Below are 14178 nucleotides of genomic sequence, written 5' to 3'. Positions count from 1 at the left end.
ACGTACTTTTGAGGTGATTCCCATGATGAAAGGTGGCATGGCCGGCCTGATGAAGCAGGCGCAGCAGATGCAGGAAAAAATGGCCAAGATGCAGGAAGAGCTGGCCAACGCCGAAGTCACCGGTAAAGCCGGTGGCGATATGGTCAGCGTGGTGATGACCGGTCGTCACGACATCAAGCGTGTCAGCATCGACCCAAGCGTATTGCCGGGCGTGGGTGAAGATGACCTGGAAATGCTCGAAGCGCTGTTCGCCGCAGCCGTCAACGACGCTGTGCGCAAGATCGAAGCCAACAGCCAGGACAAAATGTCCGGCGTGACCGCTGGCATGCAACTGCCACCGGGCATGAAACTGCCGTTCTGATACACGCTTTAGCTAGACTCAAATGCCAGGCATCGTGCCTGGCATTTTTTTCGCCGGTCGAAACATCGAACCCCAAGCCTTCACCGATGGTCTGCACCCTATACCGTTGAAACCACTCACCGATAAAGGAGCCCCGCTGATGCCTCAAGAAATGACGCTCAACCAACGCATCGTTCTGGTCTCACGCCCTCAAGGCGCACCCACGCCGGAAAACTTTCGCCTGGAACGTGTCAGCCTGCCGGACCTGGCAGACGGCCAGGTGCTGCTCAAGACCCTGTACCTGTCTTTGGACCCCTACATGCGTGGACGCATGAGTGACGCGCCGTCCTACGCCGCACCCGTGGAAATCGGTGAAGTGATGACCGGTGGGGCTGTCAGCCGTGTCGAGCAATCGCGCAACCCGAAATTCGAAGTGGGCGACCTGGTGGTCGGCGCCACTGGCTGGCAAAGCCACTGCATTTGCGAAGGCCATAACCTGATCCCACTGCCCAAGGGTCTGCCGAGTCCGTCGATGGCCTTGGGCGTACTGGGTATGCCGGGCATGACGGCCTATATGGGCTTGATGGATATCGGCCAGCCCAAGGCCGGGGAAACCCTGGTGGTGGCGGCTGCGTCGGGCGCGGTGGGGTCGGTGGTGGGCCAGGTGGCCAAGCTCAAGGGCTTGCGCGTGGTGGGCATTGCCGGTGGCGCGGACAAATGCCGCTATGTGGTGGATGAGTTGGGCTTTGACGCCTGTATCGACCACAAGAGCGAAGACTTTGCCCATGAACTGGCCCTGGCCTGCTTCAAAGGCGTGGACATCTACTTTGAAAACGTCGGCGGTAAAGTCTTCGATGCTGTGCTGCCTTTGCTCAACCCCAAGGCGCGCGTGCCGCTGTGCGGGTTGATCGCCGGCTATAACGCCCATGAAGCGCCCAGCGGCCCTGACCGTTTGCCGGCGCTGCAACGCACCTTGCTGACCAAGCGGGTACGTATCCAGGGCTTTATTGTGTTCGACGACTATGGCGACCGCCAGCCGGAGTTCCTCAGCGCTATGGCGCCTTGGGTGCGCGAGGGCAAAATCAAGTTCCGCGAGGACGTGGTCGATGGCCTGGAGCAGGCGCCCGAAGCCTTTATCGGCCTGCTCGAAGGGCGCAACTTCGGCAAGTTGGTGGTGCGCGTCGCGCAGGATTGAGTATTTGACGCTAATCCGGGGCGCGGGTATAAACCGCGTCTCGTTGTTTTGTCGGACCCTTCGCCCATGAGCTTCAGCCCCCTGATTCGCCAACTGATCGACGCCTTGCGCACTTTGCCCGGCGTCGGCCAGAAAACTGCCCAGCGCATGGCGCTGCAACTGCTGGAGCGTGATCGCAGCGGCGGCACTCGCCTGGCCCATGCCCTGAGCCAGGCCATGGAAGGTGTGGGCCATTGCCGCCAGTGCCGCACCCTTACCGAAGAAGAACTCTGCCCGCAATGCGCCGACCCGCGTCGCGACGACACGTTGCTGTGCGTGGTGGAAGGGCCGATGGATGTGTACGCCGTGGAGCAGACCGGTTACCGCGGGCGTTACTTCGTGCTCAAGGGCCACCTGTCGCCGCTCGATGGCCTGGGGCCGGAAGCCATCGGTATTCCACAACTGGTGGCGCGAATCGAAGAGCAGGGCACCTTTACTGAAGTGATCCTGGCGACCAACCCGACGGTGGAAGGTGAAGCCACGGCGCACTACATCGCTCAGTTGCTGACCAATAAAGGTTTGATTACTTCACGGATCGCCCATGGCGTACCGTTGGGTGGTGAGCTGGAATTGGTGGACGGCGGCACCCTGGCGCACTCGTTCGCAGGCCGAAAGCCGATCGCGCTTTAAAACCCACTGCAGTCCCAATGTGGGAGCTGGCTTGTCGGGTCGCCGCATCGCTGCGATAGCATCACCACGGTGTACCTGAAAAACCGAGGCGTCTGCATCGCGGGCAAGCCCGGCTCCCACATTGGTTTTGTGTGACGGTAAAAAATGTATTCGGCTTGATAACCAAGCAAGCGCTTGGTAAGTTCGCTCCATCCCGCCATGGAGCTTGCCGATGTCTGCCTTTCAGGAATACTTCGATCCCAGCCACCAATTGGTCCGCGACAGCGTGCGCCGCTTCGTCGAACGCGAGATGTTGCCCGGCATCGAGCAATGGGAGGAAGCGGAAAGTTTTCCCCGCGAGCTTTACCTCAAGGCCGGTGCGGCGGGCGTTCTGGGCATCGGCTACCCCGAGGCGCTGGGTGGCAGCCACGAAGGCGATCTGTTCGCCAAGGTCGCCGCCAGCGAAGAGCTGATGCGCTGCGGCTCCGGTGGCGTGGTGGCCGGGCTCGGCTCCCTGGATATTGGCCTGCCGCCCATCGTCAAATGGGCCCGGCCCGACGTGCGTGAGCGCATAGCGCCTCTGGTGCTCGCCGGCGAGAAGATCATCGCCCTGGCGGTCACCGAGCCCAGCGGCGGCTCGGATGTAGCCAACCTGCAAACCCGCGCCGTACGTGAAGGCGAGCATTACCGCGTGAGCGGCGCCAAGACCTTTATCACCAGCGGCATTCGCGCTGATTTCTACACCGTGGCCGTGCGCACAGGTGGGCCGGGCTTTGGCGGTATCAGCCTGCTGCTGATCGAAAAAGGCATCCCGGGTTTCACCGTCGGCCAGCCGCTGAAGAAGATGGGCTGGTGGGCGTCGGACACCGCCGAGTTGTTCTTCGACGATTGCCGCGTGCCTGTGGGCAATCTCATCGGTGTCGAGAACATGGGCTTTGCCTGCATCATGGGCAACTTCCATAGCGAGCGCCTGGCCTTGGCCCTCATGGCCAACATGACCGCGCAACTGGCCTTGGAGGAAAGCCTCCAGTGGGCCGCCCAGCGCGAAGCATTCGGCAAACCCATCGGCAAATTCCAGGTGCTCAAGCATCGCCTGGCGGAAATGGCTACCGCCGTGGAGGTTTCCCGCGAGTTCACCTATCGTCAGGCCGCGAAGATGGCCGCTGGCAAGAGTGTGATCAAAGAGATTTCCATGGCCAAGAACCTGGCCACCGATACCGCTGATCGGGTGACGTATGACGCGGTGCAAATATTGGGGGGGCAGGGGTATATGCGTGGCAGCCTGGTGGAACGGCTTTATCGCGATAACCGGATTCTGTCGATTGGTGGCGGGACGCGTGAAGTGATGAATGAAATCATCAGTAAACAGATGGGGTTGTAAACCGGGGTGTTCTTTCGGGCCTCATCGCGGGCAAGCCCAGCTCCCACAGGGGAATGCATTCCAAGGTGGGAGCCGGGCTTGCCCGCGATGACGGCAGTACTGCCGACCTTTATCTCTCGGTCAGCCCAAATTGCGTCAGGCAAAACGTCGGAATCCCCATGTCTGCCAAGCGCTGCGAGCCACCCAGCTCTGGCAAATCAATAATCGCCGCAGCCTCAAAAATCTTTGCCCCCATGCGCCGCACCAGGTTCGCTGCAGCAATCAGGGTGCCGCCGGTGGCGATCAGGTCATCGAACATCAGCACCGAATCGCCTTCGCACAGGCTGTCGGCGTGCACTTCCAGGAAGGCTTCGCCGTACTCGGTCTGGTAACCCTCGGCCAGCACGTCCGCCGGCAGCTTGCCTTGCTTGCGAAACAGGATGAGCGGCTTGTTGAGCTGGTAGGCGATGATCGAGCCGATCAGGAAGCCACGGGCATCCATCGCACCGATATGGGTGAAGTCGGCTTCGACATAGCGTTGGGCAAAGCTGTCGGCCACCAGGCGCAGGGCGCGGGGCGATTGGAACAGCGGCGTGATGTCACGGAAGATCACCCCAGGCTTGGGGAAGTCGATGACGGGGCGAATCAGGGATTTGATGTCGAACGAATCAAAAGTCATCGTCGAGGAGTCCAGAGCGGAAAACGGACTCGAAGTATACCTGCGGCCTCGCCGATTGGCGCGGCCGCAGCCTGGATCAGACCTCCAGGGAACCGCCAGCCAATGCACACAGCTGGATCGGGTCGAGGATATGCACCTCTTTGCCCTCGGCGGCGATCAACTGGTTCTGCTGGAAACGAGTAAACACGCGGGACACGGTCTCAACCGCCAGGCCCAGGTAATTACCGATCTCATTGCGCGACATGCTCAGGCGGAACTGGTTGGCCGAGAACCCACGGGCGCGAAAGCGCGCCGACAGGTTGACCAGGAAGGTGGCAATGCGCTCATCGGCGGTTTTCTTCGACAGCAGCAGCATCATTTGCTGGTCGTCACGAATCTCGCGGCTCATCACGCGCATCAATTGGCGGCGCAATTGCGGCAGTTGCAGGGCCAGTTCATCCAGGCGCTCGAATGGGATTTCGCACACCGAGGTGGTTTCCAGGGCCTGGGCCGACACCGGGTGAATCTCGGTGTCCATCCCCGACAGCCCGACCAACTCGCTTGGCAGGTGGAAACCGGTGATTTGCTCTTCGCCGCCGTCGCTGAGGCTGAAGGTCTTCAACGCGCCAGAGCGTACTGCATAGACGGAATCAAACTTGTCGCCCTGGCGAAACAGAAACTCGCCTTTTTTCAGCGGGCGGCCGCGTTTGACGATGTCGTCCAGCGCATCCATGTCTTCCAGATTCAATGAAAGTGGCAGGCAGAGGGGAGCCAGGCTGCAATCCTTGCAATGGGCCTGGCTGTGAGCGCGCAGTTTGACTGGCTCGGACATTTCTTAAATCCTTGTGGGAAAACACACATAAGACGTAAGGGTAACGCACTGGGGGGCACGGAGGCCAGCGTGTACAAAAAACCGACCGGTATATAAAGATTTGGCTAAAACCGCCGATAGTACTGCTATCGACTACAAATACGGCGGCTCAGACCATGTTAGCCCTCACTGCTCAACTCGCTTCGCGCACTCAGATCCAGGCACTGCCCGAACCCAAGAAAGCTGCCGAACCGGATGTTGCCGCGATCCCGACGACCGACGAAGCCAAGCCTGCCGTTTCGGTGACCATCTCCGGCGCCGCGATGAAAGCTGCTGCGGCGGAAAAAGCCACAAACAGTGACATCGACGACAGCGGCCTGGCGGACAACGTCAAGAATCTGCTCAAGATGATTCGTGAGATCAAAAAGCAGATTGCCGAGAAACAAGCCGAGATGGCTGCGGTAATGGCCGACAGAAATCTCAGCCCAGAACAGGCCCGTGCCCGACTCTCCGGGCTGCAGTCAGCGTTGAGCGCACTGCAAGCCAGCTTGACCAGCGCCCAGGCGTCCCTGACCAAGGCGATGAAAGACATGAGTGCCGGTGATGCAGTCAAGGCTGCCAGCCTGGCCATGAAGTAAGTACGTCTAGATGACCCGCGAAAATCGTTGCCTGTTCTGGTGCTCCAGGTAGGCATCGAACACCATGCACACTGAACGCACCAGCAAGCGCCCGGCCGGGAGCACACGAATGCCCTGGGCGTCCAACGCGATCAGGCCGTCGGCGGCCATCGTTTCCAGCTGCGGCCATAACTCGGCAAAATAGCCGCGAAAATCGATGTTGTACGCCTGGTCGATCCCCTCGAATGCCAGGCTGAAATTGCAGATCAACTGCTGGATTACAGCCCGTCGCAACCGGTCGTCCGTAGTGCAGACCAGGCCGCGGCTGGTCGCCAATTGCGCACCCGCCAAGGCATTCTGGTACTGGTTCAGATCACTGCTGTTCTGGCAATACAGGTCGCCGATCTGACTGATCGCTGACACCCCCAGCCCAATCAAGTCGCAGTGCCCGTGGGTGGTGTAACCCTGGAAGTTGCGCTGCAGTTTGCCTTCTTCCTGGGCGACGGCCAATTCGTCGTCCGGCAGGGCAAAGTGGTCCATGCCGATGTAGCGGTAACCGGCTTGGGTCAGTTGTTCGATGGTGGTTTGCAGCATCAGCAGTTTTTCCGCTGGTGAGGGCAGCTCGTCAGTGTTGATCCGCCGTTGGGGCATGAAGCGTTCCGGCAGGTGCGCGTAGTTGAACACGGACAGGCGGTCAGGCTGTAAGCGGATGACTTCTTCCACGGTGCGCGCAAAGTTCAACGGCGACTGCTTGGGCAGGCCGTAGATCAGGTCGATATTGATCGAGCGAAATTGCAAGGTGCGCGCTGCATCGATCACGGCGCGGGTTTCTTCCAGGCTTTGCAGGCGGTTGACCGCCCGTTGCACCTCGGGGTCGAGGTCTTGCAGGCCGATGCTCACGCGGTTAAAGCCCAGTTCGCGTAGCAGGCCCATGGTGGCCCAGTCGGCTTCGCGTGGGTCGATTTCGATGCCGTAGTCGCCCGAATCGTCATCCAGCAAATTGAAATGCTGGCGCAGGCATTTCATCACCTGGCGCAGTTCATCGTGGCTGAGAAACGTGGGCGTACCGCCGCCCAAATGCAGTTGCTCCACGGGCTGCTGCGGGTCGAGGTGGCAGGCCACCAGCTGGATTTCCTGCTCCAAGCGCTGCAGGTAGGCCTGGGCGCGGCCACGGTCCTTGGTGATCACCTTGTTGCAGGCGCAGTAGTAACAAATGTTGGCGCAGAACGGCACATGCACATACAGCGACAGTGGCCTTACGGCCTTGCGGCTGTCACGCAGGGCGTGGAGCAGGTCGAAAGTACCGACCTGGCTGTCAAATTGTACGGCGGTAGGGTAGGACGTGTAGCGCGGCCCCGCCAAGTCGTAGCGGTGAATCAGATCTGTGTCCCAACGAATGGCGTCGAGCATGCGGGCGGTCCCCCGGATTGGCTAGTGGGCCGAGTCTAGGGGCAGGGCGGTGCAGGCATCTTGATTTGCATCAACGGGGAGCGGCGCTATGCCACAGGGCCTGCTAATGCCCCATTAGCCAGTGCTGATGGGGGCCGGGCAAGGTCCAGAGGCCGAAGATCATCACCAGCACCCCACCGGTCACCCGCACGCTGCGCTTGCGCAATAACGCCGTCACCCGTTCGGCGGCCAGCCCGGTGGCCAGTAGCACCGGCCAGGTGCCCAGCCCGAACGCCAGCATCAGCAAGGCGCTGTCCAGTGCATTGCCCTGGCTCGCCGCCCATAGCAGGGTGCTGTAGACGAGCCCGCACGGCAACCAGCCCCACAGCGCGCCTAGCAGCAAGGCACGGGGCAGGCTGGACACCGGCACCAAACGGTTGGCGACCGGCTGCAGATGCCGCCACAGGCCGCGTCCCAGGCTTTCGATACGGGTGAGGCCGCTCCACCAGCCGGCCAGGTACAGGCCCATGCAGATCAGCAGCAGCCCGGCAAGCACTCGCATGAACATCGCCGCCGGGCTGTTGGCCACCGCCCAACCGGCCAGGCCGATCAATAAACCGGCGGTGGCATAGCTGAGGATGCGCCCCAGGTTGTACGCCAGCAGCAGGCGAAAACGGCGGCTGCGTTGTTCCTTGGGGATCGCCAGGGTCAGCGCGCCCATCAGTCCGCCGCACATGCCCAGGCAATGGCCGCCGCCAAGCAGGCCTAGGATCAGCGCCGAGACCAGCAAGGGCGCCAGCTCAAGCATGGGGCGGCTCTTTGGGCGCTTGCTCGGGGTTGTTGGCTTCATCGATGGCGGCCAGGTGGTTCGGGTCCTGGTCGTCGAACAGCACGCTGTGGGCCGGGCCATCGAGGTCTTCGTACTGGCCGCTGTCCACGGCCCAGAAGAAGATGTAGATGGCCACGCCCACTAACAGCAGTGCCGCCGGAATCATCACGTAGAGAGCTGGCATCTGTACTCCATGCCCACGCGGCTCAGGCCGGCAGCGAGCGGGTTACTGGGGCGGTGCCCGAGGCTTGCGCGCTCGGCAGGCGAGTGAGGCGCAACGCGTTGAGCACCACGGTCAACGAACTGAGGGACATGCCGATCGCCGCCCAGATCGGAGTGATCCAACCCAGGGCCGCAAACGGCAGCATAAGCCCATTGTACAACCCGGCCCACAACAGGTTCTCGATGATCACTCGGCGAGTGCGCCGCGCCAGGCTGAAGGCCTGCACCAGCGCATCCAGGCGGTTGGACAACAGCACCGCATCGGCGCTGGTTTTCGCCAGGTCCGTGGCCGAGCCCATCGCCACGCTGATATCAGCGGCGGCCAGCACCGGCACATCATTGACTCCATCGCCAAGCATCAGCACTTTGCGACCTTCTTTGTGCAGGTTTTGCAGTACCTTCAGCTTGTCGTCAGGGCGCAGGCTGCCGTGGGCTTCGTCGATACCCAGCTCAGAGGCGACACTGGCCACCATCGGCGAACTGTCGCCGGAGAGCAACAGCGTGCGCCAGCCCCGCGCCTTGCATGCGGCGAGCAAGGCGGGTGCGTCGCTGCGCAGGCGGTCATCCAGTACGAACCAGGCCAGCGCCCCGCTGCGGTCGCCCAGCAGCAGCCATTGCCCGGCTTCGTCCGGTGAGGCGGGAATCGCACAGCCACTGAGTTCACAGACAAAACCCGGCTGGCCGATGCGCAACAAACGTTCGCCCACACGACCTTCCAGGCCCAGGCCTGGGGTGCTCAGCACTTCATCGGCGGCCAGCGGCGCACGGCCGAAGGCACGGGCAATCGGGTGTTCGGAACGGTTCTCCAGGGCGGCGGCCAGGCCCAGGCATTGGTCGCTGTCCAGCGCACTCAAGGGCCGAATGGCGCGCAACGCCAGGCGCCCTTCGGTGAGGGTGCCGGTCTTGTCGAAAATCACCGTATCAACCTGGTTCAGGCCCTCAAGCACATGGCCGCGGGTCAGCAGCAACCCGAGACTGTGCAAGGTGCCGGTGGCGGCGGTGAGCGCGGTGGGCGTGGCCAGGGACAGAGCGCACGGACAGGTCGCCACCAGCATCGCCAGCACAATCCAGAACGCCCGCGACGGGTCCAGCTCCCACCACAGCAGGCCGATCAGCGCAGCGGCGATCAGCGAGCACAACAGGAACCACTGTGCAGCGCGGTCGGCGATCTGCGCCAGGCGCGGCTTCTCGGCCTGGGCGCGCTCCAGTAGGCGCACGATGGCGGACAAGCGCGTGTCATGCCCCAGGGCGCGCACCTGAACGGTCAGCGCGCCTTCGACATTCAGCGTGCCGGCCGTGACGTTGTCGCCCGTGCGCCGAGGTTGCGGCAGGTACTCGCCGGTCAGCAGGGATTCATCGATGCTGGATTGGCCGTCGAGAATCACGCCATCCGCCGGCAGTACGGAGCCGGGGTGTACCAGCACGCGATCACCCAGCGCCAATTCGCTAAGCAGGATGCGCTCGCTCTGGCCATCGTCTTTGAGGCGCAGGCAGGAGGCGGGCAACAGGTTGACCAGTTGGGCGGTGGCTGCGGCAGTGCGCTCCCGGGCGCGGCGCTCAAGGTAGCGCCCGGCCAGCAGGAACAGGGCAAACATGCCCACGGCATCGAAATACAACTCGCCTACGCCAGTGATCGCGGTCCAGATGCCGGCCAGGTACGCGCCGCCAATCGCCAGGGACACCGAGACGTCCATGGTCAGGTGGCGTGTGCGCAAGTCACGCAGGGCGCCTTTGAAGAAGGGCGCGCAGCTGTAGAACACGATGGGCGTTGTCAGAAACATCGCAACCCAGCGCAGGATGACGTGCAATTCCGGGCTCAGGTCGATATTGAATTCCGGCCAAGTGGCCATGGTTGCCATCATGGCCTGGAACCACAGCAAGCCGGCGACTCCCAGTTGTCGCAGGGCCAGTCGATTCTCGCTGGCCAATTGTTCGGCTGCGCGGTCGGCCTGATAAGGATGGGCGGCGTAACCGATATGGCGCAGCTCGCTGAGCAGTTGGCTCAACGGCAATTGCCCATCGGCCCAGCGCACGTGTAGGCGGTGGTTGGACAGGTTCAGTCGCGCTTCGGCCACGGCAGGCAGGCTGCGCAGGTGTTTCTCGATCAACCAGCCGCAGGCGGCGCAACTGATGCCTTCCATCAGCAGGGTGGTTTCGGCCAGCTCGCCCTGATGGCGTACAAAGGGTTTTTGCACATCGGCGCGGTCGTACAGCGCCAGCTCGTCCACCAACTGCACGGGCAGCGCCTCGGGGTTGGCCGAGGCTTCGCTGCGGTGTTGGTAATAGCTTTCCAGCCCGCCGGCCACTATCGCCTCGGCCACGGCCTGGCAGCCCGGGCAGCAGAGTTCACGGCGTTCGCCGAGGATCTGGGCGGTGAACCGACTGCCGGAGGGGACGGGTAGGGCGCAGTGGTAGCAGGGGGTGGGTTGGGTCATTGCTCAGTTCCGTAGATCGTTCCCACGCTTTGCGTGGGAATGTTGCCCGTGACGCTCTGCGTCACAAAGCAGACGCAGAGCGTCCAGCAAGGCGTTACCACGCAGAGCGTGGGAACGATCATCGTCTACTTCTTCAGGTCCTCGGCGCCCTGCAACGGTTCGTCACCCAGCAGCAAGTCCTTGTCGTGGCTGACCTCTTCTTCTTCGAACAGGCGCCAGGTGTTGCCGCCCTCCACGCCAAGCAGTTCCACGAAACGGCGACCTTCGACCTTGTCGGTGACCTGGCCGATGTAGCGACCGGGCTCGCTGTCGCTGCGGGTGAGGTTGATCTTGCGATCCTTCTCTGGCTGGGTCGGGGAGATCAGGTTCAGCTCCAGAGTATTTGGATTGCTGTAGCCAGTCAGTTGCAGCTCGACCTCGCCGGTCAGTTCGTCCAGGTGCAGCTTGCCGCGCAGTTGCAGGGTCTGGGCCAGGCGCTCGCGGTCCAGGGAACGGTTGATGCCTTTGCCGGCCTCGTAGTAGTTGTCGTTGACCAGGTTGTCCGGGTTGTTCACTGCGATGGTCACCATGGACAAGGTCAGGGTCACTGAGCAGGCCAGAATCGCGATGATGATCCAGGGCCAGAGGTGTTTGTACCAAGGGCTGGCGGCAGTAGTTGCAGGCATGCGTGTGTTCCCTGTTAACGAACTTGTGGGCCGATGAATCGGCTCTTGGCTTCAATATGGACGCTGGTGTCATCGGCGTCCTTGAGGACGAAGGTCACCTCGTTGGTGCTCGACGGCAACTGCTCCGGCGCACTCGACAACTCCACCGGCATGCTGACGATATCGCCCGCGGCCACTTTGATTTCACGTCGGCCTTGCAGCTTGAGGTCTGGCAGGCCAGCGGCGTCGAGCACGTAGGTGTGGTCGCGCTGGTCTTTGTTCATGATCTTCAGGCTGTAGACGTTTTCGATGCGTCCTTCGGCGTTTTCACGGTACAGCACGCGGTCCTTGCTGACGTCGAAACCCACCAGCGAGCGCATGAAGAAGGCCGCCACCAACAGGCTGATCATCGCCAGCAACACCAGGGCGTAACCGATCAGGCGCGGGCGCAGCTTATGGGTTTTCTGCCCCGACAGGTTGTGTTCGGTGGTGTAGCTGATCAGGCCGCGTGGGTACTCCATCTTGTCCATGATGTTGTCGCAGGCATCGATACAGGCGGCGCAACCGATGCACTCGATTTGCAGCCCGTCGCGGATATCGATACCGGTAGGGCACACCTGCACGCACATCGTGCAGTCGATGCAGTCGCCCAGGCCCTGGGCCTTGTAGTCGGTACCCTTTTTACGTGGGCCACGCACTTCGCCACGGCGGGGGTCATAGGACACGATCAAGGTGTCCTTGTCGAACATCACGCTCTGGAAGCGCGCATAGGGGCACATGTAGATGCACACCTGCTCACGCAGCCAGCCGGCGTTGCCGTAGGTGGCGAGGGTGAAGAAACCCACCCAGAAATACGACCAGCCATCGGCCTGGCCGGTGAAGAAATCGAATACCAGTTCACGGATCGGTGAAAAGTAGCCGACAAAAGTGAGGCCGGTGGCAAAGCCGATCAGCAGCCACAGGCTGTGCTTGCTGAATTTGCGCAGGAATTTGTTGGCGCTCATGGGCGCCTTGTCGAGCTTGATGCGCTGGTTGCGGTCGCCTTCGGTGACCTTTTCGCACCACATGAAGATCCATGTCCACACGCTTTGCGGGCAGGTATAGCCGCACCACACGCGCCCGGCGTATACGGTGATAAAGAACAGGCCAAAGGCCGCGACAATGAGAATGCCCGACAGCAGGATGAAATCCTGAGGCCAGAACGTTGCACCAAAAATAAAGAATTTACGCTCCGGCAGGTTCCACCATACCGCCTGGTGACCCCCCCAGTTCAGCCACACGGTGCCGAAGTACAGCAGAAACAGAGCGGCACCGCCGACCATGCGCAGATTGCGGAACAAGCCAGTGAAGGCTCGGGTGTAAATCTTCTCACGCGAAGCGTAGAGGTCGACGGTTTTGGCAGGCGGGGTAACGTCATGTACCGGTATCTGGTCGCTCATCATTGCATCCCACGGCGGTGGAGATTTGCCTCGGCCAGTACGTGCCAGCCGGGGTCAAATTAAGGGTGTTGCAGTGGCCTAATGATACGCCCCCGATGGTGCGCAAAGGGTGCGACCTTTGGTCGCGTTGGGGGAAGTCAATTGATGGTGTACGTGACCTGGATCAATTGACTTGGCAAGTATGGACGGTTTTTGTGGTTGTGGTGACGCGGCAGGTCTCAAGGCCATCCCGTCAACAGGCCCGGTCTTGAATGTGCAGGAGGACAAATGTGGGAGCTGGCTTGCCTGCGAAAGCGATGGGCCGGTCAGCCTATTTGTGACGGACAGAGCGCTTTCGCAGGCACGCCAGCTCCCACCCCGGATCTAAGCTTTTCAAGAAATGACCCCGCCGCTCTCTCAGTGGCGAGGCCATGGCGTGCTCAGCTAACTTTACTGCTCCTCAGCCTTCTTATCCCCATGAGACAAGCTATACACATACGCCGCAAGCAAGTGCACTTTGTCATTGCCCTGCAACTGCTCCTGCGCCGGCATCTGGCCCTGGCGGCCATAACGGATGGTCTGCTGCAGTTGCGCGAAGCTTGAACCGTAGATGAACGCACCCGGATGCGTCAGGTCGGGCGCGCCCATGGCTGGGGTGCCTTTACCAGCCGGGCCGTGGCAGGCCACGCAGTTGGCGGCGAAGAGTTTCTCACCGTTGGCCACATCGGCCTTGGCGCCTTCCGGCAGTTTGCGGCCATCGAGTTGGGTCACCACAAAGCCTGCTACGTCAGCCACGCCTTGCTCACCGATGACTTCGGCCCAGCCCGGCATCACCGCGTGGCGGCCCTTCATGATGGTTTCCTTGATGGTGTTGGGTTCACCGCCCCAGCGCCAGTCGGCGTCGGTCAGGTTGGGGAAGCCGTAGGCGCCTTTGGCGTCGGAGCCGTGGCACACCGAGCAGTTGGAGGCGAACAGGCGGCCGCCCATCTTCAAGGCTTGCGGGTCCTCGGCGACTTCTTCAATCGGCATCGACGCGAATTTGGCGAAGATCGGCCCGAACTTGGCCTCCGACCTGGCCATTTCCTTTTCCCACTCGTGCACGCCGGTCCAGCCGGTCTGGCCGTTGGCGAACGGGGTTTGCTTGTCGTTGTCGAGGTAGTTGTAGCCTGGCAGCAGGCCCTTCCAGTTGCCGAGGCCAGGGTAGAGCACCAGGTAACCAAGGGCGAAGACGATGGTGCCGACAAACAGCATGAACCACCACTTGGGCAGCGGGTTGTCGTACTCCTCGATGCCGTCGAACGAGTGGCCGACGGTCTCGTCCGTCTGCTCGGTGCGCTGGCCCTTGCGGGTCGACAGCAGCAGCCAGGTCAGGGCGAAGATGGTACCCAGACTGAGGACTGTGACGTACAGACTCCAGAACGTAGTCATTCTTTGTTACTCCTAGAAGCTTGCTCGACGTGCTTGATGGCTTCGGGGTCATCTGCGAAGGGCAGCATGGTCGCGTCGTCAAACTCCGACTTGCGCCGTGGGCTGAACACCCACAACGCCAGGCCGATAAAGGCCACCATCACCACAACGGTGCCCAGGCCACGAATCATCCCGATATCCATGT

The 14178-nt window shown here is 61.7% G+C and carries 15 protein-coding genes; 5 read left to right on the top strand and 10 right to left on the bottom strand.

From position 1 onward, the window contains the following. Positions 1 to 22 precede the first annotated feature (22 nt). The 4 genes from RHM69_RS12530 to RHM69_RS12515 all read left to right on the top strand — a co-directional run bounded on the left by RHM69_RS12530 (position 23) and on the right by RHM69_RS12515 (position 3564). On the top strand, positions 23 to 361 hold the full coding sequence (locus tag RHM69_RS12530) for a YbaB/EbfC family nucleoid-associated protein (RefSeq protein ID WP_003193199.1): 339 nt from the start codon (positions 23 to 25) through the stop codon (positions 359 to 361). A 139-nt stretch (positions 362 to 500) separates the two neighbouring features. Next, positions 501 to 1535, top strand: a complete 1035-nt coding sequence (locus RHM69_RS12525; RefSeq protein ID WP_003193196.1) for an NADP-dependent oxidoreductase — start codon at positions 501 to 503, stop codon at positions 1533 to 1535. A 66-nt stretch (positions 1536 to 1601) separates the two neighbouring features. Then, complete coding sequence (gene recR / locus RHM69_RS12520) at positions 1602 to 2204, top strand: recombination mediator RecR (RefSeq protein WP_200600946.1); 603 nt, start codon at positions 1602 to 1604, stop codon at positions 2202 to 2204. A gap of 211 nt (positions 2205 to 2415) precedes the next feature. Then, positions 2416 to 3564, top strand: a complete 1149-nt coding sequence (locus RHM69_RS12515; RefSeq protein ID WP_322255501.1) for an acyl-CoA dehydrogenase family protein — start codon at positions 2416 to 2418, stop codon at positions 3562 to 3564. Between the two features lie 109 nt (positions 3565 to 3673). Here the strand turns inward: RHM69_RS12515 and RHM69_RS12510 are convergent, their stop codons facing one another. Both RHM69_RS12510 and fnr read right to left on the bottom strand, forming a co-directional pair. Next, complete coding sequence (locus tag RHM69_RS12510) at positions 3674 to 4222, bottom strand: adenine phosphoribosyltransferase (RefSeq protein ID WP_003193191.1); 549 nt, start codon at positions 4220 to 4222, stop codon at positions 3674 to 3676. A 76-nt stretch (positions 4223 to 4298) separates the two neighbouring features. Beyond that, positions 4299 to 5033, bottom strand: a complete 735-nt coding sequence (gene fnr, locus RHM69_RS12505; protein ID WP_005790290.1) for a fumarate/nitrate reduction transcriptional regulator Fnr — start codon at positions 5031 to 5033, stop codon at positions 4299 to 4301. A gap of 155 nt (positions 5034 to 5188) precedes the next feature. On the opposite strand from fnr, the gene RHM69_RS12500 reads away from it, so the two are divergent. Next, positions 5189 to 5650 carry a hypothetical protein gene (locus tag RHM69_RS12500; RefSeq protein WP_014719451.1) on the top strand — a complete coding sequence of 154 codons (462 nt, stop codon included), beginning with the start codon at positions 5189 to 5191 and terminating at the stop codon, positions 5648 to 5650. 6 nt (positions 5651 to 5656) lie between these two features. Here the strand turns inward: RHM69_RS12500 and hemN are convergent, their stop codons facing one another. From hemN to RHM69_RS12460, 8 genes are all read right to left on the bottom strand, one after another. Beyond that, positions 5657 to 7039: an oxygen-independent coproporphyrinogen III oxidase gene (hemN, locus tag RHM69_RS12495; RefSeq protein WP_200600945.1), complete on the bottom strand. Its 1383-nt coding sequence runs from the start codon at positions 7037 to 7039 to the stop codon at positions 5657 to 5659. A gap of 103 nt (positions 7040 to 7142) precedes the next feature. Beyond that, entirely contained in the window at positions 7143 to 7826 is a 684-nt protein-coding gene (locus RHM69_RS12490; RefSeq protein WP_200600944.1) for a sulfite exporter TauE/SafE family protein, read from the bottom strand. Further along, on the bottom strand, positions 7819 to 8031 hold the full coding sequence (gene ccoS / locus RHM69_RS12485; protein WP_014719448.1) for a cbb3-type cytochrome oxidase assembly protein CcoS: 213 nt from the start codon (positions 8029 to 8031) through the stop codon (positions 7819 to 7821). Before ccoS ends, RHM69_RS12490 begins: the two co-directional genes overlap by 8 nt. A gap of 22 nt (positions 8032 to 8053) precedes the next feature. After that, a complete protein-coding gene (locus RHM69_RS12480) occupies positions 8054 to 10504 on the bottom strand; it encodes a heavy metal translocating P-type ATPase (protein WP_014719447.1) in 2451 nt (816 codons plus the stop codon). 125 nt (positions 10505 to 10629) lie between these two features. Next, on the bottom strand, positions 10630 to 11169 hold the full coding sequence (locus RHM69_RS12475) for a FixH family protein (protein WP_014719446.1): 540 nt from the start codon (positions 11167 to 11169) through the stop codon (positions 10630 to 10632). A gap of 14 nt (positions 11170 to 11183) precedes the next feature. Next, entirely contained in the window at positions 11184 to 12587 is a 1404-nt protein-coding gene (gene ccoG / locus RHM69_RS12470; protein WP_014719445.1) for a cytochrome c oxidase accessory protein CcoG, read from the bottom strand. Between the two features lie 429 nt (positions 12588 to 13016). Next, positions 13017 to 13994, bottom strand: coding sequence for a cytochrome-c oxidase, cbb3-type subunit III (gene ccoP / locus RHM69_RS12465; RefSeq protein WP_200600942.1), 978 nt, complete (start codon positions 13992 to 13994; stop codon positions 13017 to 13019). Further along, on the bottom strand, positions 13991 to 14176 hold the full coding sequence (locus tag RHM69_RS12460; RefSeq protein ID WP_003193169.1) for a CcoQ/FixQ family Cbb3-type cytochrome c oxidase assembly chaperone: 186 nt from the start codon (positions 14174 to 14176) through the stop codon (positions 13991 to 13993). The genes ccoP and RHM69_RS12460 overlap by 4 nt, the downstream gene beginning before the upstream one ends. Between the last annotated feature and the right edge of the window lie 2 nt (positions 14177 to 14178).

Origin of the sequence: Pseudomonas sp. CCI1.1 (genome assembly GCF_034348165.1) — a bacterium.
GTDB classification, from domain to species: Bacteria; Pseudomonadota; Gammaproteobacteria; order Pseudomonadales; family Pseudomonadaceae; genus Aquipseudomonas; species Aquipseudomonas paracarnis.
The sequence above is the reverse complement of the archived record's forward strand: the minus strand, read 5'-3'. Positions and strand labels throughout refer to the sequence as shown.

Bases quoted from the DNA above. Each gene is read 5' to 3' on its own strand.
- RHM69_RS12475 (WP_014719446.1), bottom strand. From the start codon at position 11,169: ATGCCTGCAACTACTGCCGCCAGCCCTTGGTACAAACACCTCTGGCCC.
- ccoP (WP_200600942.1), bottom strand. From the start codon at position 13,994: ATGACTACGTTCTGGAGTCTGTACGTCACAGTCCTCAGTCTGGGTACC.
- hemN (WP_200600945.1), bottom strand. From the start codon at position 7,039: ATGCTCGACGCCATTCGTTGGGACACAGATCTGATTCACCGCTACGAC.
- RHM69_RS12490 (WP_200600944.1), bottom strand. From the start codon at position 7,826: ATGCTTGAGCTGGCGCCCTTGCTGGTCTCGGCGCTGATCCTAGGCCTG.
- ccoG (WP_014719445.1), bottom strand. From the start codon at position 12,587: ATGAGCGACCAGATACCGGTACATGACGTTACCCCGCCTGCCAAAACC.
- RHM69_RS12525 (WP_003193196.1), top strand. From the start codon at position 501: ATGCCTCAAGAAATGACGCTCAACCAACGCATCGTTCTGGTCTCACGC.
- ccoS (WP_014719448.1), bottom strand. From the start codon at position 8,031: ATGCCAGCTCTCTACGTGATGATTCCGGCGGCACTGCTGTTAGTGGGC.
- fnr (WP_005790290.1), bottom strand. From the start codon at position 5,033: ATGTCCGAGCCAGTCAAACTGCGCGCTCACAGCCAGGCCCATTGCAAG.
- RHM69_RS12515 (WP_322255501.1), top strand. From the start codon at position 2,416: ATGTCTGCCTTTCAGGAATACTTCGATCCCAGCCACCAATTGGTCCGC.
- RHM69_RS12530 (WP_003193199.1), top strand. From the start codon at position 23: ATGATGAAAGGTGGCATGGCCGGCCTGATGAAGCAGGCGCAGCAGATG.
- RHM69_RS12460 (WP_003193169.1), bottom strand. From the start codon at position 14,176: ATGGATATCGGGATGATTCGTGGCCTGGGCACCGTTGTGGTGATGGTG.
- RHM69_RS12500 (WP_014719451.1), top strand. From the start codon at position 5,189: ATGTTAGCCCTCACTGCTCAACTCGCTTCGCGCACTCAGATCCAGGCA.
- recR (WP_200600946.1), top strand. From the start codon at position 1,602: ATGAGCTTCAGCCCCCTGATTCGCCAACTGATCGACGCCTTGCGCACT.
- RHM69_RS12510 (WP_003193191.1), bottom strand. From the start codon at position 4,222: ATGACTTTTGATTCGTTCGACATCAAATCCCTGATTCGCCCCGTCATC.
- RHM69_RS12480 (WP_014719447.1), bottom strand. From the start codon at position 10,504: ATGACCCAACCCACCCCCTGCTACCACTGCGCCCTACCCGTCCCCTCC.